This window comes from Cupriavidus sp. 05L310 (assembly GCF_056398185.1).
Map to the genome: position 1 here is coordinate 17,923 of NZ_JBFTOX010000053.1, position 18,726 is coordinate 36,648.

Annotated in this window: 17 protein-coding genes; 12 read left to right on the forward strand and 5 right to left on the reverse strand. The window is 67.3% G+C overall.

From position 1 onward, the window contains the following. Positions 1 to 19: 19 nt before the first annotated feature. From trpS to AC1DS6_RS31215, 5 genes are all read right to left on the reverse strand, one after another. Complete coding sequence (gene trpS, locus AC1DS6_RS31195; protein ID WP_441629117.1) at positions 20 to 1,042, reverse strand: tryptophan--tRNA ligase; 1,023 nt, start codon at positions 1,040 to 1,042, stop codon at positions 20 to 22. 153 nt (positions 1,043 to 1,195) lie between these two features. After that, positions 1,196 to 2,014, reverse strand: a complete 819-nt coding sequence (gene rsmA / locus AC1DS6_RS31200; RefSeq protein ID WP_441629119.1) for a 16S rRNA (adenine(1518)-N(6)/adenine(1519)-N(6))-dimethyltransferase RsmA — start codon at positions 2,012 to 2,014, stop codon at positions 1,196 to 1,198. Between the two features lie 20 nt (positions 2,015 to 2,034). Continuing rightward, positions 2,035 to 3,084 carry a 4-hydroxythreonine-4-phosphate dehydrogenase PdxA gene (gene pdxA, locus AC1DS6_RS31205; RefSeq protein WP_477103873.1) on the reverse strand — a complete coding sequence of 350 codons (1,050 nt, stop codon included), beginning with the start codon at positions 3,082 to 3,084 and terminating at the stop codon, positions 2,035 to 2,037. A gap of 27 nt (positions 3,085 to 3,111) precedes the next feature. Continuing rightward, complete coding sequence (locus AC1DS6_RS31210; protein WP_477103883.1) at positions 3,112 to 4,608, reverse strand: peptidylprolyl isomerase; 1,497 nt, start codon at positions 4,606 to 4,608, stop codon at positions 3,112 to 3,114. 9 nt (positions 4,609 to 4,617) lie between these two features. Beyond that, positions 4,618 to 7,026: an LPS-assembly protein LptD gene (locus AC1DS6_RS31215; protein ID WP_441629123.1), complete on the reverse strand. Its 2,409-nt coding sequence runs from the start codon at positions 7,024 to 7,026 to the stop codon at positions 4,618 to 4,620. A 156-nt stretch (positions 7,027 to 7,182) separates the two neighbouring features. On the opposite strand from AC1DS6_RS31215, the gene AC1DS6_RS31220 reads away from it, so the two are divergent. The 12 genes from AC1DS6_RS31220 to AC1DS6_RS31275 all read left to right on the forward strand — a co-directional run bounded on the left by AC1DS6_RS31220 (position 7,183) and on the right by AC1DS6_RS31275 (position 18,617). Then, the gene (locus AC1DS6_RS31220) at positions 7,183 to 8,217 is read left to right on the forward strand and encodes an aminoglycoside phosphotransferase family protein (protein ID WP_441629125.1); all 1,035 of its coding nucleotides are present in this window, start codon (positions 7,183 to 7,185) and stop codon (positions 8,215 to 8,217) included. 105 nt (positions 8,218 to 8,322) lie between these two features. After that, positions 8,323 to 8,997 (forward strand): AzlC family ABC transporter permease, encoded by a 675-nt coding sequence (locus AC1DS6_RS31225; protein ID WP_276289810.1) that lies wholly within the window; start codon positions 8,323 to 8,325, stop codon positions 8,995 to 8,997. Further along, positions 8,994 to 9,332: an AzlD domain-containing protein gene (locus AC1DS6_RS31230; protein ID WP_441629127.1), complete on the forward strand. Its 339-nt coding sequence runs from the start codon at positions 8,994 to 8,996 to the stop codon at positions 9,330 to 9,332. The genes AC1DS6_RS31225 and AC1DS6_RS31230 overlap by 4 nt, the downstream gene beginning before the upstream one ends. 17 nt (positions 9,333 to 9,349) lie before the next feature. Continuing rightward, positions 9,350 to 10,090, forward strand: a complete 741-nt coding sequence (murU, locus tag AC1DS6_RS31235; RefSeq protein ID WP_477103874.1) for an N-acetylmuramate alpha-1-phosphate uridylyltransferase MurU — start codon at positions 9,350 to 9,352, stop codon at positions 10,088 to 10,090. A gap of 82 nt (positions 10,091 to 10,172) precedes the next feature. Further along, on the forward strand, positions 10,173 to 11,555 hold the full coding sequence (locus AC1DS6_RS31240) for an aminopeptidase P N-terminal domain-containing protein (RefSeq protein WP_477103875.1): 1,383 nt from the start codon (positions 10,173 to 10,175) through the stop codon (positions 11,553 to 11,555). Next, positions 11,552 to 12,061: a hypothetical protein gene (locus AC1DS6_RS31245; protein WP_441629133.1), complete on the forward strand. Its 510-nt coding sequence runs from the start codon at positions 11,552 to 11,554 to the stop codon at positions 12,059 to 12,061. The genes AC1DS6_RS31240 and AC1DS6_RS31245 overlap by 4 nt, the downstream gene beginning before the upstream one ends. Then, a complete protein-coding gene (locus tag AC1DS6_RS31250; protein ID WP_441629135.1) occupies positions 12,042 to 13,310 on the forward strand; it encodes a UbiH/UbiF/VisC/COQ6 family ubiquinone biosynthesis hydroxylase in 1,269 nt (422 codons plus the stop codon). Before AC1DS6_RS31245 ends, AC1DS6_RS31250 begins: the two co-directional genes overlap by 20 nt. Positions 13,311 to 13,509: 199 nt before the next feature. Next, positions 13,510 to 14,586 (forward strand): tRNA dihydrouridine synthase DusB, encoded by a 1,077-nt coding sequence (gene dusB / locus AC1DS6_RS31255; RefSeq protein WP_035867993.1) that lies wholly within the window; start codon positions 13,510 to 13,512, stop codon positions 14,584 to 14,586. Next, positions 14,583 to 14,816 carry a Fis family transcriptional regulator gene (locus tag AC1DS6_RS31260; RefSeq protein ID WP_006156396.1) on the forward strand — a complete coding sequence of 78 codons (234 nt, stop codon included), beginning with the start codon at positions 14,583 to 14,585 and terminating at the stop codon, positions 14,814 to 14,816. The genes dusB and AC1DS6_RS31260 overlap by 4 nt, the downstream gene beginning before the upstream one ends. Before the next feature lie 16 nt (positions 14,817 to 14,832). Then, complete coding sequence (gene purH / locus AC1DS6_RS31265; protein WP_477103876.1) at positions 14,833 to 16,407, forward strand: bifunctional phosphoribosylaminoimidazolecarboxamide formyltransferase/IMP cyclohydrolase; 1,575 nt, start codon at positions 14,833 to 14,835, stop codon at positions 16,405 to 16,407. 429 nt (positions 16,408 to 16,836) lie between these two features. Continuing rightward, positions 16,837 to 17,382: a crossover junction endodeoxyribonuclease RuvC gene (gene ruvC / locus AC1DS6_RS31270; RefSeq protein ID WP_045237859.1), complete on the forward strand. Its 546-nt coding sequence runs from the start codon at positions 16,837 to 16,839 to the stop codon at positions 17,380 to 17,382. A gap of 59 nt (positions 17,383 to 17,441) precedes the next feature. Then, the gene (locus AC1DS6_RS31275) at positions 17,442 to 18,617 is read left to right on the forward strand and encodes a glycerophosphodiester phosphodiesterase (protein ID WP_441629141.1); all 1,176 of its coding nucleotides are present in this window, start codon (positions 17,442 to 17,444) and stop codon (positions 18,615 to 18,617) included. The last annotated feature ends 109 nt before the right edge of the window (positions 18,618 to 18,726 follow it).

The window sequence follows — 18,726 nt, forward strand, 5'->3', positions numbered from 1 at the left end:
CCGCGCGGATGCGCCGGGGTTAGAAGCTGAACATGCCGAGCGCCTCGCGCACTTCGTCCAGCGTCGCCTGGGTAACGACGCGGGCCTGCTCCGTGCCCTGCTTCAGGATATCGAACACGTGCTGCGGATCCTTTGCCAGTGCCTCGCGGCGCTCGCGGATCGGCGCCAGCAGTGCCTGCAGCACGCCCTCCAGCCGGCGCTTGAGCACCATATCGCCCAGTCCGCCGCGCCGATAGTGTTCCTTCAGTTCGGCCACTTCATCGACCGCCTCGTCGAACGCATCGAGGTAGGTGAACACCATATTGCCCTCGACCTGCCCCGGATCCGACACCTTGAGGTGGTTGGGATCGGTGTACATGCGCATGACCGCTTCCTTGATCTGCTCAGGCGTGGCCGCGAGCGGGATCGCATTGCCTTGCGACTTGCTCATCTTGGCCTTGCCGTCGACGCCGGGCAGGCGGCCGAAGCGCGGGATCAGCGCGGCGGCTTCGGGCAGGACCTCGCGGCCAACCTGGTGGTTGATGCGGCGCACGATCTCGTTGGTCTGCTCGATCAGCGGCGCCTGGTCCTCGCCCACCGGCACCACCTGGGCCTTGAAGCCGGTGATGTCGGCCGCTTGCGAGGCCGGGTAGCACAGGAAGCCAGCGGGAATATCGCGTCCGAAGCCGCGTGCCTGGATCTCTTCCTTGATGGTGGGATTGCGCTCCAGCCGGGCCACCGTGACGAAGTTCAGGTACATCAGGGTGAGTTCGGCCAGCGCCGGCAGGTGCGACTGCACCGTGATGGTGGTCTTGGCCGGGTCGATGCCGACCGCCAGGTAGTCGAGCGCCACCTCCAGCACGTTGCGCCGCACCTTTTCCGGATCGTGCGCGTTGTCGGTCATGGCCTGGGTGTCGGCCAGCAGCAGATATTGCTTGTGGGTGTCCTGCAGTGCCACGCGGCTCTTGAGCGAGCCAACGTAGTGGCCAAGGTGAAGCTGGCCGGTGGGGCGGTCGCCGGTGAGGATGACCTTGCGCTGGGGCGCCTGCGTTTCGCTAGTCATGGCATTTCCTTCGGTAAGAGAAGCGCCGCGGGCACCGGTCGGCGGGGGCACAGGCCTGCCGACCGGGCTGCGGCGGCTAGAGTCGGGATCGGGGGATGACGACGTGCCGCTGCCTTCAGCAGCGCCACCAATGGGGCATGGGCGCGCGCATCATCAGGGCGTGGCCTCGAGTTGCCGTGCCAGCCCAACGTATTCGGCGACGGGAACTTCCTCCGCGCGCCGGGCCAGGTCGAAGCCAAGCGCGTCGAAATCGACCTGGTCGCGCAGCATCGACAGCGTATTGCGCAGGACCTTGCGCCGCTGGGAGAAAGCCGCGGCCACCACATCGCCCAGCACCGTCAGGTTGCAGGCGGGATAAGGCGAGCGCAACAGGCCGTCGGCTTGCCGCGGCCAGGGAATCATGCGCACCACGGCGGAGTCGACCTTCGGCGGCGGATTGAACGACGCCGGCGGCACGTCGAGCACATGCTCCATGTGATAGCGCACCTGGAGCATGATCGACAGCCGCCCGAAAGCCTTGCTGCCGGGCTCGGCCACCATGCGCTCGACCACTTCCTTTTGCAGCATGAAATGCTGGTCGCGCACCTGGTCGGCGAACTCGGCCAGATGGAACAGCAGCGGGCTGGAGATGTTGTACGGCAGGTTGCCGACGATGCGCAGCGGCCTGCCGGCTTCGCACAGCTTGCCGAAATCGAAGGCCAGCGCATCGCCCGCGTGGATCACCAGGCGATCGCCGTAGCGGCGCCGCAGGCGCTCCACCAGGTCGCGGTCGAGCTCGACCACCTGCATCTGCGGCAGGCGCTCCAGCAGCGGCTGGGTCAGCGCGCCGAGACCGGGGCCGATCTCGACCAGGACATCGCCATGCTGCGGGTCGATGGCACTGACGATGCCATGGATGATGCCGTCATCGACCAGGAAGTTCTGTCCGAATCGTTTGCGGGCCACATGGCCCTGGTGTACGTTGGAACGCATAGTTGGGTCTCGCTCGGGCGTCAGCGTGTTGCCGCCAGCGGCGCGGCGCGCGGCCGGCCGTTGGCGTGGCCGGCCATGGCGATGGCGCTGCGGATCGCCTCGATCATGCTACCGTGCTCGGCCCGGCCGCTCGCGGCCAGGTCGAGCGCAGTGCCATGGTCGACCGATGTGCGGATAAAAGGCAAGCCCAGCGTGATATTCACGCCGTGGCCGAAGGTACCGTACTTGAGCGGCGCCAGGCCCTGGTCGTGGTACATCGCCAGCACGCAGTCGGCCCCGTCGAGGTGGCGGGGCTGGAACAGCGTGTCGGCGGGGTATGGGCCGCGTGCGTCGATGCCCGCGTCGACGGCGTGGGCCAGCGCGGGGATGATCACGTCGATCTCCTCATGGCCCATGTGGCCGCTTTCCCCGGCGTGGGGGTTCAGGCCTGTCACCAGGATGCGCGGGCGGACAATGCCGAAATGGCGGCGCAGGTCGGCGTCGACGATGGTCAGCGTCTCCACCAGCATGGCCACCGTCAGCGCATCGGGCACCGCGCGCAATGGCAGGTGGGTGGTGGCCAGCGCCACCCGCAGCATGGCGTTGGCATGCGCGGGCTGCGGGCCGGCCAGCATCATCACCACGCGCGGCACGCCGGCGCGTTCGGCAAGGTATTCCGTGTGGCCGGTGAAGGGCACGCCGCCATCGTTGATGGTGCTCTTCTGCACCGGCGCGGTCACCATGCCGGCATAGCGCGGCGTGCCGTGCGCGCCACCGGTGCAGCCGTCAATCGCGGCATCGAGCAAGGCCAGCACGTAGGCCCCGTTGCGCGCATCGAGCCGGCCGGCTTCGCACGGCACGTCCAGTGCGATGTCTTCGCTCACCACGCTGCCGTCCGCCAGCCTGCGCGCCCAGGCGTGCGCCGCGCCCAGCGCCGCGGCACGCGTAGCCAGCAGGCGCGCGTCGCCCAGCACGTGAAAGCGCACTTGCGGATGCTCGCCCGCAAGTTGCAGCAAGGCACCCACGGTGATGTCGGGACCGATGCCGGCGGGTTCCCCGGTGGTGATGGCTAGCGCGAGCGGCTCTGACATGGCGGCGATGTCTTCTGTTTGGCGTGTTTAGCGCTGGCGGTTGACGCGGTATTCCACGTAGGCGGCCTGGCGCAACTGGCGCTGCCAGTCTTCATAGGCCGCGCGCAGCTTCTGCTCGCGTACCTCGGCACGGGCGAAATCACGCTGCTTCTCCGGCGAAACTTCGGTCTCGCGGCGATTGACCACCAGGATCAGGTGGACACCAAACTGGCTGACCACGGGTTCAGACACTTCGCCCGGGCGCAGCCGGTTCATGGCCTGCTCGAATTCCGGCACCAGCTCGCCCGGCGATACCCAGCCGAGATCGCCACCGTTCGACGCCGATCCGTCCTGGGAGAATCGCTTGGCCGCTTCGCCAAAGTCTCCGCCGTGGGTAATGCGGTCCCGCACCGTGACCAGCTGGCGGCGCGCTTCGGCCTCCGGCATGTTGGGGCCGGTGCGGATCAGGATATGGCGTACCTGGGTCTGGGTAATCTTGTCGGCGGCGGCCGGGCTCGACGACGCCGCCGGCGCGTTGCGCTTGGCCAGCAGCTTGAGCACGTGGAAGCCGTTGGCGCTCTCGATCACTTGCGGCGCCACGCCACCGACCTGCAGGTCAAGCACGGCATTGGCGAACAGCGCCGGCAGCCGGCCGATCTCGCGGAAGCCAAGCGAGCCGCCCTTGGCGGCCTCGGGCGCATCGGATGCCTGCGCCAGCTCGGCGAAATCCGCGCCACCCTGGGCCTGCTTGAGCAGCCCTTCGGCCTTGGCGCGCAAGGCCGCCTTCTGCGCCTCCGAGGCATCGTCCGGCACGCGCACCAGGATCTGGGCCACGTTGTATTCGGTGGGGCCAGTGGCAGCAGCGGCAGTGCCCGGTGCACCATTCGCCGCGAGATAGTTGTCGATCTCGCCGTCGTAGACCTGGATCTTGGAATCCACCTCGCGCTCGCGCAGGCGGATCACCTGCACCTGCTTGCGCAACTCATCCCGGTACTTGGTCCAGGTCATCCCGGTGCGCTCGACCTGGCTGCGCAGGTCGGTCACGTTCATTTTATTCTGCTGCGCCACGGACTCGATGGCGCGGTCGACTTCCTGGTCCGTCACCTTGATGCCGGCTTCCTGCGCGGCCTGCGTCTGCACGCGCTCCATCACCAGGCGCTCCAGCACCTCGCCCAGCAGGTCGGCACGCGCCGGCACCGGCCGGTTGGCCTGGCGCAACTGCGATTCGATATCGTCGGCGCGGTCCAGCAGTTCACGCCGGGTAATCACACTGCTGTTGACGATCGCCACCACCTCGTCCACCAGTTGCGAGCGCTGGGCGCTCGTGCCGGGCTGCGATACGCCCAGGCGCGGCTGGCTGGGCGAAGCAGCGGCGCTGCCACCGGCCTGGGGCATGAAAATGCCGGTGGCCTTCTGCCCGGGAGCCTTCAGCTGCGCCGCGGCGGGCAGCGCGAAAGCGGCCAGCAGCGCGCTCAGCAAAAGGCTTTGCCAGCCGGTCAGGCGGGACGACAAGGAGGAGATCGCGGTGAATTCTTGACGTTTCATCATGGTCCGTCATTCATAGTGGTCGAGCTGGGATGGGATCACAGGCCTGGCGACGACGGGCTCATAACCCGGCACGTTCAGCCGCAGCACATCCAGCGGATTGGAGCCAATCTTGGACAACCCGCGGAACTCCACCTGGAAGAAGATGCGCCCGGTGTAGCCCTGCGTGGTGTTGCGGAAGCGCTGGTAGACGACACGTCCCACCCAGCAATCCGCCGCGTATTCGAAGCCGGCCAGCGCATCGACCAACTGGCTCGCGTTCAGGTCGAACGCTACCCGGCCAATGCCATAGGTGCGCTGGGTCACTGGCCACTGGCTCGAAATCTCGAACTGGTCAATGGCGGTATTGTCCGTCACCGAGGTCGGGCGGCGGTAGCGATAGCCGATATTCAGCGTCTTGCGCACCTCGGGCCGCCACGAGAAGGCGATATTCGAATAGATCACACGGTCGCTCGAGGGGTTGTACTGCAGCCCGGCATCGAGGTAGTAACCCTTGAACATCTGGATCGTGGTGGCGGCCAGCAGATCGGAATAACCAGTCTGGCCGGCAGGGTCGGTGCCGTTGAGCTGCACGCGCTGGCCGGTCAGGTCATAGCGCTGGGCGATGGTGCCGCGGAAGCGCTCGATCCCGCTGCTGGCTTCGATCAGGCGCGTGGTCACGCCCGCCGTCACCTTGTTGTTATCGGCGATGCGGTCATAACCGGTGAACGGGTTCTCGCTGAAAATCTGACCATAGCCAAAGTCGGACTGTACCGTATCGAACAGCGGGAACTGGCTCTGGTCGCGAAATGGCGTGTAGACATAGAACAGGCGTGGCTCAAGCGTCTGCACGTAGTTGACGCCAAACAGCCGGCTCACGCTCGGCGCGTCGCGCTCGAAGGTCATGCCCGAGTCCAGGCTCACGGTCGGCAATGTCCGGGTCAGCGTATTCGGCGCACCGGGCGTGTTGGTGGACGGCTCCATCTGGTACTGGGTGGCACTGAACGTCACCTTGGGCGTGACGAACCAGCCCGGCCGGAGGATCGGGTAGCTGATCGAGGGCTGGAAATAGACCCGCTCGCCCTGGGGCTGCTGCGTGCCGCTTGTACTCAGCGGAATGCGAAAGCGCGTGTAATCGGTATCCACCTGCACATCGAAACCGCCCAGGTCGTAGCGAATGTACTTCGCATTGAGCTGCGGCACGCGTTCGTACGAGGGCTGGCTCGGCGCCAGCGTCTGGAACTTCTGCACCCGCGCCAATACAGTCAGATCCTGCCAGTTGTAACTGACTCCGCCTTCCTGCGTGTACTGGCGCAGCGTTGCCTGCGTTACCGAGCGGGTCAGGTCGTCGGGGTACTGGTCGTCCGATACCTTGTTCAGGTTGACGTACGCGTTCAGGCCCTTGGCGATGTTCTGGTAGTGCTGGACCGAGTATGCCCAGCGGTTGGTCTTGGTCTTCTGGTCGTCCGGCAGGAATTCGCCGCGGATGCGTCCCGAATAACCCTCGCCGATATAGCGGTAATCGGAGCCCAGCTGCACCCCGCGGGAAGTCAACACACGCGGGAATATTGTCAGGTCGCGGTTGGGCGCGATATTGAAGTAGTACGGAACCGTGAGGTCCGCGCCGGACTTGGAGCCATATCCGAACAGCGGCGGAAGCACGCCGCTGCGGCGCTCGCTGTTCAAGGGGAAACTGAACACCGGCGCCCCCATGATCGGCACGTCGAAGAAGCGCAGCACGCCGCCGTAGGCGGTGCCGACCTGGCGGTCGCTGTCGATATCCAGCTCGCGGGCACTGAAATACCAGTCCGCATTGTCGGGCGAACAGGTCGTATAGGTGGCGCGTTTGATCGTGCTGAGGTTCTTGTCGATGAAATCGATGCGCTCGGCCTTGCCCGAGCCGCCGGTTTCCTGGAAATAGTAGTCCGGCGACAGCATGTAGCCTTCGTTGGCCTCCACCTTCAGCCGGGCTTCCGGCCCGACCGCGAGCGAGCCGTCGCGCGAAATACGGGCGTTGCCGTGGACGAAAGCCTCGTCGCTGTCCTGGTCGTAAGTGAGCTTGTCGCCCTTGACCACGCCGCCCGCGCGGCGCAGCTCCGCGTTGCCTTCGAGTTCCACGCCGCGCTGGTTATAGCCGGTCATGCGGTCGCCCGAGGCAAAGGTGGGCGGATTGTCGTCCGGCTCGGCGGGCCTGGTCTTGGCGTTGCCCGGTTCGGCCAGGCGTGGCACCAGCTCGCCGGGTACCGGCGGGGTCTCGGGCACCTGTTCGGCGGCGGGCTCGGCCACCGGCAGGTCGGGGATGGCGGAACTCACGGCCTGCGCGTGAACGCCCACCGACCAGCCGGCCATGGCCAACACGAGCGGGCGCAATGCGCTTCCGGGGCGTCGCGCCAATGTCTTGCTTGCCTTCTGGTTCGGTGATCGTCGTTGTTCGGTCATGCGAGCGGGTCATGAGTCAGAGCGGCGGCGGCGGCACAGCAGCCGCCAGCCGCCGCCGGAGCAGGCTGTCGGGCCATGGACGGCCCGCCTGGGAGCCGCCCCGGGGCCCGGGTCTGGTCGGGTATTATACGGGGCATCCTATTCTCCCTTTCCGGCATGGCAGCTCATCCACTCGACCCGCGTCTCGACCAGCTCAAAGTCTGGGTGTCCGGACTCGGTCCATCCTGGCCCGTCAACCCCGATTCCTGCACCCCGGCATCCGCCGATGCCAGCTTCCGGCGTTACTTCCGTGCCACCACCAGCCACCCGGAATATCCCACCGTCATCGTGATGGATGCGCCGCCCGCGCAGGAGGACTGCCGCCCCTTCATCCATGTGGCGGAATTGTTCGGCGCAGCCGGCGTGACCGTGCCCAGGGTACTGGCGCAGGATCTAGAGCAAGGATTCCTGCTGCTGAGCGACCTCGGAAACACCACTTACCTGTCCCGCCTGGACGCTGGCAGCGCGCGCCAGTTGTATGACGATGCATCCGCTTCGCTGGTGAAAATCCAGCTCGCGACCCGGCCCGGCGCCCTGCCCGCCTACGACCGCGCGCTGCTGCAGCGCGAACTCGACCTGTTCCCGCAGTGGTATGTAGCACGGCACCTCGGCGTCACGCTGACGCCCGACCAGGAAGCCGGCCTGGCCGAAGTGATGCAGACGCTCCTGGCCAACAACCTGGCGCAGCCGCAGGTTTATGTCCACCGCGACTATCACTCGCGCAACCTGATGGTGCTGGACGGCGGGGCCAACCCCGGCATCCTGGATTTCCAGGACGCGGTGATCGGCCCCATCACCTACGACGCGGTCTCGCTGTGGCGCGATGCCTACATCGAATGGGACGAGCAGGAGCAGCTCGACTGGCTGATCCGCTACTGGGAACGCGCGCGCAAGGCCGGGCTGCCGGTGGCCGCCGATTTTGGCGAGTTCTACCGGGATTTCGAGTGGATGGGCCTGCAGCGCCACCTCAAGATACTCGGCATTTTTGCCCGCCTGTACCACCGCGACGGCAAGGACGGCTACCTGGCCAACCTGCCGCTGGTGCTGAAGTACGCCCGCCAGGTGGCCGGCCGCTACATCGAACTGCGCAAGCTGGTACGCCTGTTCGACGCGCTCGACGGCGTCGAGCGACCTGTCGGCTATACGTTCTGATATCCCGCAGTGACGCATGTGACGCTCATCACGCCCGGTAGCGAACCTCCGCCGCCCCTCACCCGCCGGGGCGAATGGTGGGCGGGCGTGCGCGCGCTGGCGCCCATGCTGCTCGGCGTGGCGCCGTTCGGCCTGATTTATGGCGTGCTGGCAGTCAACGCCGGCATGCCCGCATGGCTGGCCTGCGCCATGAGCGCGATCGTATTCGGCGGCGCCTCGCAGATGATCCTGACGCAGTTGTGGGCGGCGGGCACGCCGGCCGTGCTGATCGCCGTGACCGTGGCCATGGTCAACCTGCGTCATGCGTTGTACTCGGCCACCCTGGCTCCCGCGCTGGCGCACTTGCCGGGCCGCTGGAAGGCGCTGATCGCCTACCTGCTGACCGACGAGGCTTTCGCCGCCATGACGCGGCGCCTGTCCGACGACGACGCGCACAAGCGCTACCGCCACTGGTTCTTCTTTGGCGCGGGTTTCGCGCTGTGGGCCAGCTGGCAGGTCTCGACGCTGGCGGGCGTGCTGGTCGGCGCCCAGGTTCCGCGCGACTGGCCGCTCGATTTCTTCCTGCCGCTCACCTTTATCGCCATCATCGTGCCGGGCATCAAGCACCGCTCCCACGCCGCCGCGGCGCTGGTGGCGACGGCGCTGGCCGTGGCCTGTTTCGGCATGCCGCACAAACTTGGCCTGATGGTGGCGGCACTCGGAGGCATTGCCGCCGGCATGCTGCTGCTGGGCAAGGGCCGCGGGCAGCCCAAGCCGGCCTCCACGGAGCCCGCCGCGTGAGCGAGATGACCTTGTTGCTGGTGTTCATCGGCGCCGGCCTCGCCACTTTCCTGATCCGCCTGTCGTTCATCGCCGTGGAAGGCCGGGTGCGGCTGCCGTCGTGGTTCCGCACCGCGCTGCAGTTCGTGCCGGCCGCCATGCTGTCCGCGCTGATTGCGCCCGACCTGCTGATGCGCGGCGGCCAGGTCGATATCGGCCCCGGCAACGCGCGCCTGGTGGCCGGCCTGGTGGCCATCGTCATTGCAGCGAAAACACGCAGCATCGGCTGGACCATCGCCGGCGGCATGGCCACCCTGATCGCGATGACGTACCTGCTGAACCACGCGCTGAAATAAGCGCCGGAGACCGTGCATTGAAAGCCATGATTTTTGCAGCCGGGCGCGGTGAGCGCATGCGCCCGCTCACCGATACCTGCCCCAAGCCGCTGCTGGCGGTCGGCGGCAAGCCGCTGATCGCCTGGAAGATCGAGGCGCTGGCGCGTGCCGGCTTCAAGGACATCGTGATCAATCACGCCTGGCTTGGCGGGCAGATCGAACAAGCGCTCGGCGACGGCAGCCGGTTCGGCGTGCGCCTGGCGTACTCGGCCGAGTCCAGCGCGCTGGAAACCGCCGGCGGCATTGCCCAGGCGCTGCCGCTGCTGTCGGCCGCGCCCGCGCGCGGGGAGATCTTCCTGGCCGTATCCGGCGACATCTTCACCGACTTCGACTTCCGCGCCCTGCTGCCCCGCGCGCTTGCCATGGCCGGCGCGCCCGAGCCACGCATGCACCTGGTGATGGTGCCCAATCCGCCGTTCCATCCGGGCGGCGATTTCGCGCTGGGTGCGGATGGCGTGCTGTTGCCCGCGCCAACGCCGGCAGCTCCGGCCCTGACCTTCGGCAATATCGGCCTGTACGACACCAGGCTGTTCATCGCCATCGAGCCGGGGCAGAAAGTTGCCATGACGCCCTATTACCGCGCGGCGGTGGCCGCCGGCCTGGCCAGCGGGGAGCGCTTCGATGGCATCTGGGAAAACGTCGGCACGCCGGCCCAGCTGGCGGCCCTGGATGCCCAGGTACAAGCCCGGCGCGGCGCGGCCGCCGCGCCCCTGCACTGAGCGGCCTGCCAGGCCAAGTACCGCCGCCGGCAATCCGGCGGCGGTAGAATCTGCCCTATTCCCCATCCACGTGGCCCCACACATGTCCGCACCCGACTCCGCCCTCCTTCTCGCCTGTCGCGACCGGCGCGCCCGCGTGCTGCAGCAACTGCGCGCCGCCGGCGGCGGCGTGGCGATCCTGCCCACCGCGCCGGAAGCCATGCGCAACCGCGACAGCGACTACCCCTATCGCCACGACAGCTATTTCTATTACCTGACCGGCTTCACCGAGCCCGAGGCGGTGCTGGTGCTGGTGGCACAGGCATCCGGCGCCGAGCGCAGCATCCTGTTCTGCCGCCCCAAGCACGAGGAGCGCGAGATCTGGGACGGCTTCCGCTATGGCCCGGAAGGCGCGCAGGCCGCCTTCGGCTTCGACGAAGCCCATTCGGTCGAGGAGATCGATGCGCTGCTGCCGCCGCTGCTGGCCAACCACGCTGTGGTGGCTTACCCGCTGGCCTCCAACACCCGCACCGACATGCAGGTACGCCGCTGGCTGGAAACGGTACGCATGCAAGGACGCGCCGGCGTAACGGCGCCGTCGGCGGCATTCGACATCCGCACCATCCTCGACGAGATGCGCCTGTTCAAGGACGCTGGCGAGATAGCCACCATGCGCCGCGCCGCCGAGATCTCGGCACAGGCCCATGTGCGCGCCATGCGCACGTCGCGCCAGGGGCTGCGCGAGTACCACTTGGAAGCCGAGTTGTTGTATGAGTTCCGCCGCCACGGCGCGCAGAGCGTCGCCTACAACTCGATCGTCGCCGCCGGACCCAATGCCTGCGTGCTGCACTACCGCGCCGGCCCTGCGGAACTGCGCGACGGCGAACTGTGCCTGATCGACGCGGGCTGCGAGCTCGATGGCTACGCCTCCGACATCACCCGCACCTTCCCCGTCTCCGGCCGCTTCTCGCCGGCCCAGCGCGAGCTGTACGACCTGGTGGTGGCCGCGCAGGAAGCCGCCATTGCCGAGACCCGCGCCGGCGTGCCCTACAACGTGCCGCACGACGCCGCCACGCGCGTGCTGGCGCAGGGCATGCTCGATACCGGCCTGCTCGACCGCGACCGCTGCGGCAGCATCGACGATGTGCTGGCCAACGGCAGCTACCGCCAGTTCTACATGCACCGCACTGGCCACTGGCTCGGCATGGACGTGCATGACGTGGGCGAGTACCGCGTGCCCGGCGCCGCGCCGGCAGAGGGCGAGCGCCCCTGGCGTCCGCTGCAGCCCGGCATGGTGCTGACGGTGGAGCCCGGCATTTACGTGCGCCCGGCACCGGATGTGCCGGAGCGCTTCTGGCATATCGGCATCCGCATCGAGGACGATGCCGTGGTGACCCATGGCGCCTGCGAGCTGATGACGCGCGGCGCCCCGGTCAAGGCTGACGAAATTGAAGCGCTGATGCGCGACGCGGGAGGTGCACGATGATTGGCTGGCTACGCAAGGTACTTCCGGTAGGCAATCGCGTGGAAACCAGCCGCGCGCCCTCCTACGATCCCGCGCAACCGTTCGTGGTCAATCTCTACGATGACCGCGTGGTGGTGCATCGACCCGACGGCCAGCGCGAAGAGCTTGAGTGGGACGCGATCGAACGCGTGGTGGTGCGGGTCTCGAACCGTGAACCGTGGGCTGGCCCCGCCTGGCTGATCCTGGTCGGCGACCCGGCCGCCGACGGCACGCCCCGGGGCTGCGTGGTGCCGCTCAACGCGGTCAATCACGCGGCGCTGGTGGAACGCCTGCAGGCCTTCCCCGGTTTCAGCCAGCAGAAGCTGGACAACGCCTTGCGCGATGCCGCGGCGGGCAAGCACCGCACGGATGCCAACTGCTGGAAGCGGGGCGCGCAGGCCGTGGAGGCCAGCTCGGACAACGTGGGCAACGACAGTCACCCGGCCGCCCAACCTGACGACAGCGCGCATGAGTCCGGCAAGCACTGAACGCGCCCCCGGCGCGGCCTTCCCGGATATCGCCATCGTCGGCGCAGGGCCGGTAGGCCTCGCGCTGGCATGCCTGCTGCTGCGCAGGAGCCCGTGGCGCCTGACGCTGATCGACGCCGCCACCCCGGCGCGCGCGGCGCGCGACCCGCGTGCCATTGCGCTGTCCTACGGCAGCCGCCAGTTGCTGGAGCAGATCGGCGCCTGGCCCCGGGCGGTCACGCCGATCGAGCATATCCACGTGTCGCAACGCGGGCGCTTTGGCCACGTCAAGCTGCACCGCGACGACTACGATGTTCCCGCGCTCGGTTACGTGGTGCGCTACGGCGATCTGTGCGAATCACTTGAACGCGCGCTGGGCCAGGCGATCCATGCCGCCCCCGGCACCGACGGCGAGCGCCTGGCGCGAGCCTACGACACGCGCATCGATCGCCTGGAGCAGCGCGCCCCGCAAGCCGGCGCGGACCGCATTGCAGACGAAAGCGTCGGGCTGGTACACCTGAGCGGCCATACGCATGACCGCCAGCCCGTCGTCTTTAACGCGCGCCTGGCTGTGCAAGCCGAAGGCGGGCTGTTCCATCAGCAGTCCACCCGCGGCGTCCAGGGTCAAAAATACCGGCGCGACTATGGCCAGACCGCGATCGTTGCCCATGTGGCGTGCTCGCGCCCGCAGCCGGGCTGGGCCTGGGAACGCTTCACCGAGGAAGGGCCACTGGCCCTGCTGCCACACGAGGAGCACGGCACGCCCGGCTACGCCCTGGTCTGGTGCTGTCCGCCGGAGCGGGCGGCGCACCGCCTGGCATTGCCCGAAGCCGAGTTCCTCGCCGAGCTGGAGCAAGCCTTCGGCCCGCGCATGGGCCGCTTCACCGGCATCGGCAAGCGGCACGCCTTCCCGCTCGGACTGAATGCCGCACCAGTCACCGTGCAGGGCCGCATCGTCGCGGTCGGCAATGCGGCGCAGACACTCCATCCCGTCGCCGGCCAGGGCCTCAACCTGGGCCTGCGCGACGCATTTGCCCTGGCTGGCGCCCTGCGCACCGGCTGCGGACCGCAGGCCTTGCTGGCGTTTGCGGCGCAACAAAAGCGGGATCGCGCCATCACCATCGGCGTAACCGACCTGCTGCCCCGCGTGTTCGGCGTCTCCTACCCGCTCGCCGCCCACGCGCGCGGCGCGTCGCTGGCGGCGCTTGCCTGCCTGGGCCCGCTCAAGGACGCGCTGGCGCGCCAGATGATGTACGGCACGCGCCGCTAGCGGCGGCGCCGGCACCCTCGCCTGCCACCCGGACCGGAGCAATATTTGCTCAAATCTTGAGCAACCCGGGCCGTTTGGCGGTAAAATCCTGCCCTCGCACATGCCCACTGAATGACGCCGAGCAACGTTTCGGCAGGGTATGCCATTTTCATTTTTGTCTCGTTGCGGGCCGCCTGGCGGCCCTCGCCAGTCTTATATCGTGCAAATCGGACCGCACCAACTCCGCAACAACCTGTTCGTCGCGCCCATGGCCGGTGTGACGGACCGGCCCTTCCGCCAGCTGTGCAAGCAGCTCGGCGCGGGCTATGCGGTGTCCGAGATGGTCGCCTCCAACGCACAGCTCTGGAAGAGCGAGAAGACCATGCGCCGCGCCAACCACACCGGCGAAGTCGAGCCGATCTCGGTCCAGATCGCGGGTGCGGAGCCCGCCATGATGGCCGAGGCGGCGCGCTATAACGTGGATCGCGGCGCGCAGATCATCGACATCAACATGGGCTGCCCGGCGAAGAAGGTGTGCAATGTCGCCGCCGGCTCGGCGCTGCTGCAGAACGAGCCGCTGGTGGTTCGCATCGTCGAGGCGGTGGTCGCCGCGGTTGGCGACCGCGTGCCCGTCACGCTCAAGATCCGCACCGGCTGGGACCGCCAGAACCGCAATGCGCTGCGCGTGGCCCGCATGGTCGAGGATGCCGGCATCAGCATGCTCACCGTGCACGGCCGCACGCGCGCCGATCTGTACAAGGGGGAAGCCGAGTACGAGACCATTGCCGCGGTCAAGGCAGCGGTCTCGATTCCCGTGGTCGCCAATGGCGATGTCACCTCGCCGCAAAAAGCCAAGCATGTGCTCGCCGTGACGGGCGCCGATGCCATCATGATCGGCCGCGCGGCGCAGGGCCGGCCCTGGCTGTTCCGCGAGATCGAGCACTACCTCGCCACCGGCGAGCTGCTGCCGCAGCCGGAAGTCGCCGAAATCCGCGCCATCATGAACGCGCATCTGGAAGATCACTACGACTTCTACGGCGAGTTCACCGGCGTGCGCACCGCGCGCAAGCACATTGCCTGGTACACGCGCGGCCTGGCCGGCGCCAACCTGTTCCGCCACCGCATGAACACGCTGGACAGCACCACGGCCCAGCTGGCCGCGGTCAACGCCTTCTTCGACGAGCAGGCGCAGCTGTCCGAGCGCCTGGTCTACGTGGAGGAAGGCGCGGACGACGCCGACGAAGAGAAACGCAACGAGTCGAACAACAACAATAACGGGGAGTTGCTTGCCGCATGAGCCGCAACGCTATCGACCAGTGCATCCGGGACAGCCTGGGTGCCTACTTTCGCGACCTGGACGGCGAAGAGCCGTCGAATATGTACAACATGGTGCTCGAAGCCGTGGAACGGCCGCTGCTTGAAGCAGTGATGGCGCGCGCCGAGCGCAACCAGTCGCTCGCTGCCGCCTACCTGGGCATCAATCGCAATACGCTGCGCAAGAAGTTGCAGCAGCACGGTTTACTTTGAAGTGTTCCCCACAGCCATGATCAAGCAAGCCCTCCTCTCCGTATCCGACAAGACCGGCATCGTCGAATTTGCCCGCGAGCTCAACACGCTCGGCGTCACGCTGCTCTCCACCGGCGGCACCGCCAAGCTGCTCGCCGAAGCCGGCCTGCCGGTCACGGAAGTGGCCGACTACACCGGTTTCCCCGAAATGCTCGACGGCCGCGTCAAGACCCTGCACCCGAAGGTGCATGGCGGCATCCTGGCCCGCCGCGACCTGCCCGAGCACATGGCCGCGCTGGCCGAGCACAACATCCCCACCATCGACCTGCTGGTGGTCAACCTGTACCCGTTCCAGCAGACCGTGGCCAAGGATGACTGCACGCTGCCGGACGCCATCGAGAACATCGACATCGGCGGCCCCACCATGCTGCGCTCGGCTGCCAAGAACCACCGCGACGTCACCGTCGTGGTGGACCCGGCCGACTACGCGCCGGTGCTGGCCGAAATGCGCGCCAACGCCAACAGCGTCGGCTACGAGACCAATTTCCGCCTGGCCACCAAGGTGTTCGCCCACACCGCGCAGTATGACGGTGCAATCACCAACTACCTGACCAGCCTCGGCGCGGACAAGTCGCACCAGACTCGCAGCGCCTACCCGCAGACGCTCAACCTGGCCTTCGAAAAGGTGCAGGAAATGCGCTACGGCGAGAACCCGCACCAGTCGGCCGCGTTCTACCGCGACCTGAAGGCACCCGAAGGCGCGCTGGCCAACTACAAGCAGCTGCAGGGCAAGGAACTGTCCTACAACAACATCGCCGACGCCGACGCCGCGTGGGAATGCGTCAAGTCCTTCGGCCCCGCCAACGGCGCCGCCTGCGTGATCATCAAGCACGCCAACCCGTGCGGCGTGGCGGTAGGCGCCAACGCGCTGGAAGCCTATGAAAAGGCTTTCAAGACCGACTCGACCTCGGCCTTCGGCGGCATCATCGCCTTCAATGCCGAACTCGACGAAGCCGCCGCGCAGATCGTGGCCAAGCAATTCGTCGAAGTGCTGATCGCCCCGTCCTTCACCGCCGGCGCGCGCGCGGTGTTCACCGCCAAGCAGAACGTGCGCCTGCTGGAAATCCCGCTGGGCGCGGGCCTCAACCCGTTTGACTTCAAGCGCGTCGGCGGCGGCCTGCTGGTGCAGAGCCCGGACGCCCGGAACGTGCAACAGGACGAACTGCGCGTGGTGACCAAGCGCCAGCCGACCCCGAAGGAAATGGCCGACCTGATGTTTGCATGGCGCGTGGCCAAGTTCGTCAAGTCGAACGCCATCGTGTTCTGTGGCGGCGGGATGACGCTGGGCGTTGGCGCCGGCCAGATGAGCCGGGTCGATTCGGCACGGATCGCCAGCATCAAGGCACAGAATGCAGGGCTGACGCTGACGGGTTCGGCGGTGGCTTCGGATGCGTTCTTCCCGTTCCGCGACGGCCTGGATGTGGTGGTGGACGCAGGTGCCACCTGCGTGATCCAGCCGGGCGGCTCCATGCGCGATGACGAAGTGATCGCCGCCGCGGACGAGCGCGGCGTGGCGATGGTGCTGACCGGCGTCCGCCACTTCCGGCATTGAGGTCCGGGCCTGGTCCGGGCGATTGTCACGGGCTGGGCAAACAACCCATCGTGGCATAGCAAGCGCCCGCCCTCTCCCGCAAGCGGGAGAGGGCGCCAACCAGCACAAAGAAACAGCGATATCGCCCGATCAAAATTCGGTGTAGCCGTGTGGAGCGCCCCAGGGGCGGGCCACACCAGCCCGCGATGCGAAGCGAGCCGTCAAGGTGTACCAGGCCGTATGGGGCGCCTTCTTTGCCTACTTTCTTGGCAAGACAAGAAAGTAGGTCGCCGCCCCGCAGGGGTGGTGAAACTGCTTTTGACTTTAAGCCTTTGACTTTGAAGTCAAGCAGTTGCCTTTAGCTACACCCCCCAAAAATCCCCAAAAGCAAACTCAGCGCTACAATCCCCCAATCACGCAATCACCCTCATTAGCCGAGCAACAAACCCCATGCGTATCCTCGGCATCGACCCCGGCCTCCGCACCACCGGCTTCGGCGTGCTGGAAAAGCACGGCAACAAGCTAACCTACATCGCCTCCGGCACCATCAAGAGCGACGGCGACAGCGGCTTGCCTGCAAGGCTGAAGACCCTCTTCGACGGCATCAGCGAAGTCACCCGCACCTACGCCCCCGATTGCGCAGCGATCGAGAAGGTGTTCGTCAACGTCAACCCGCAATCCACCCTCCTGCTGGGCCAGGCTCGCGGCGCGGCAATCTGCGGCCTGGTGAGTTACGGCCTGCCGGTGTTCGAGTACACCGCCCTCCAGTTGAAAGTGGCAGTCGTCGGCTACGGCCGCGCCAACAAGGAGCAGGTGCAGGAGATGGTGATGCGCCTGCTGAGCTTGACGGGCCGGCCCAGCTCCGACGCCGCCGATGCGCTTGGCATGGCCATCTGCCATGCCAATGGCAGCAACACGCTCGACGCGCTGACCGGGCTGGCTCCGGACCTGATACGCAAAGGCATGCGCGTACGGCGCGGCCGCCTGATCGGCTAGTCCCGGCCGGCACCGGCAAGTCTCTTACAATCGAGCGGTTCCCTGTCAAAGGATGCCGCATGCCCCGCTCGTTCCGCGCCTTGAGTTCGTCCCGATCCCTCCGCGTGCCCGCACTGTTGTCCGCGCTTGCCGCCGCGATCCTCTCCGGCTGCGCGGCGCCGCCTGTTGCCACCACGCCCGCAACTCCGGCCCCGAGCCCGGCGCCTGCCGCACCCAAGGCCCTGGTGATCGGACACCGCGGCGCCAGTGCGCTGCGCCCGGAACACACGCTGGCTTCCTACGAGCGCGCCATCGAAGACGGCGCCGATGTAGTCGAGCCTGACCTGGTAATGACCCGCGACGGCGTGCTGGTGGCCCGCCACGAGAACGAGATCGGCACCACGACCAACGTAGCCGAGTTGCCGCAGTTCGCCAGCCGCAAGCGCATCAAGGTGATCGACGGCGAGCGCCTGGATGGCTGGTTCACCGAAGACTTCACGCTGGCCGAACTGAAGACGCTGCGCGCGCGCGAGCGCATTCCGCAGTTGCGCAAGGCCAATACCCAGTACAACGACAAGTACGAAATCCCCACCTTCGACGAAATCATCGAAATGGTGGCCAGGGCTTCGCAGCGCAGCGGACGGGTGATCGGGCTCTATCCGGAAACCAAGCACCCGAGCTATTTCCGCGGCATCGGCCTGCCGCTGGAAGAAAAGCTGGTGGCCACGCTGCGGGCACACGCATACACGCGCAGCGCGCCGGTGTTCGTGCAGTCGTTCGAGACTGGCAACCTGCGCGATCTGCACCAGCGCCTGGGCAACAGCATGCCCAACGTGAAGCTCGTGCAATTGATGGGCGGCGCCAGGAACCGCCCGGCCGACTGGCGCCTGGCCGGCGATACGCGCACGTTCGCCGACATGATGACGCCGGTCGGGCTGCGCGAGGTGGCCAGCTACGCCAACGGCATCGGCCCGGAGAAATCCAGCGTGGTGCCGCGCGACGCCAGCGGCAACCTCGGCACGCCGACCGCGCTGGTGCGCAGCGCGCACGCCGCCGGGCTGCTGGTCCATCCCTATACCTTCCGCCCGGAGAACAGCTTCCTGCCGCGCAACCTGCGCACCGGCGGCGACGATGCCACGCGCAGTCCCGCCGGCATGGTGCGCGAGGTACAGGCCTTCCTCGCCGCCGGTATCGACGGCTTCTTCACTGATGATCCGGCGCTGGGCCGGCAAGCGGTGGACACACCGGGACGCTAGCCCGGAGCAAACCGGGAAAGCGGCGCGCGGATCGCCGGCGCGCCGCACGCTGGGCTACACTGGCGGGCTTCGCGATGGCGAGACGCTTCGGGCGCCGCTGCTGTCGCAC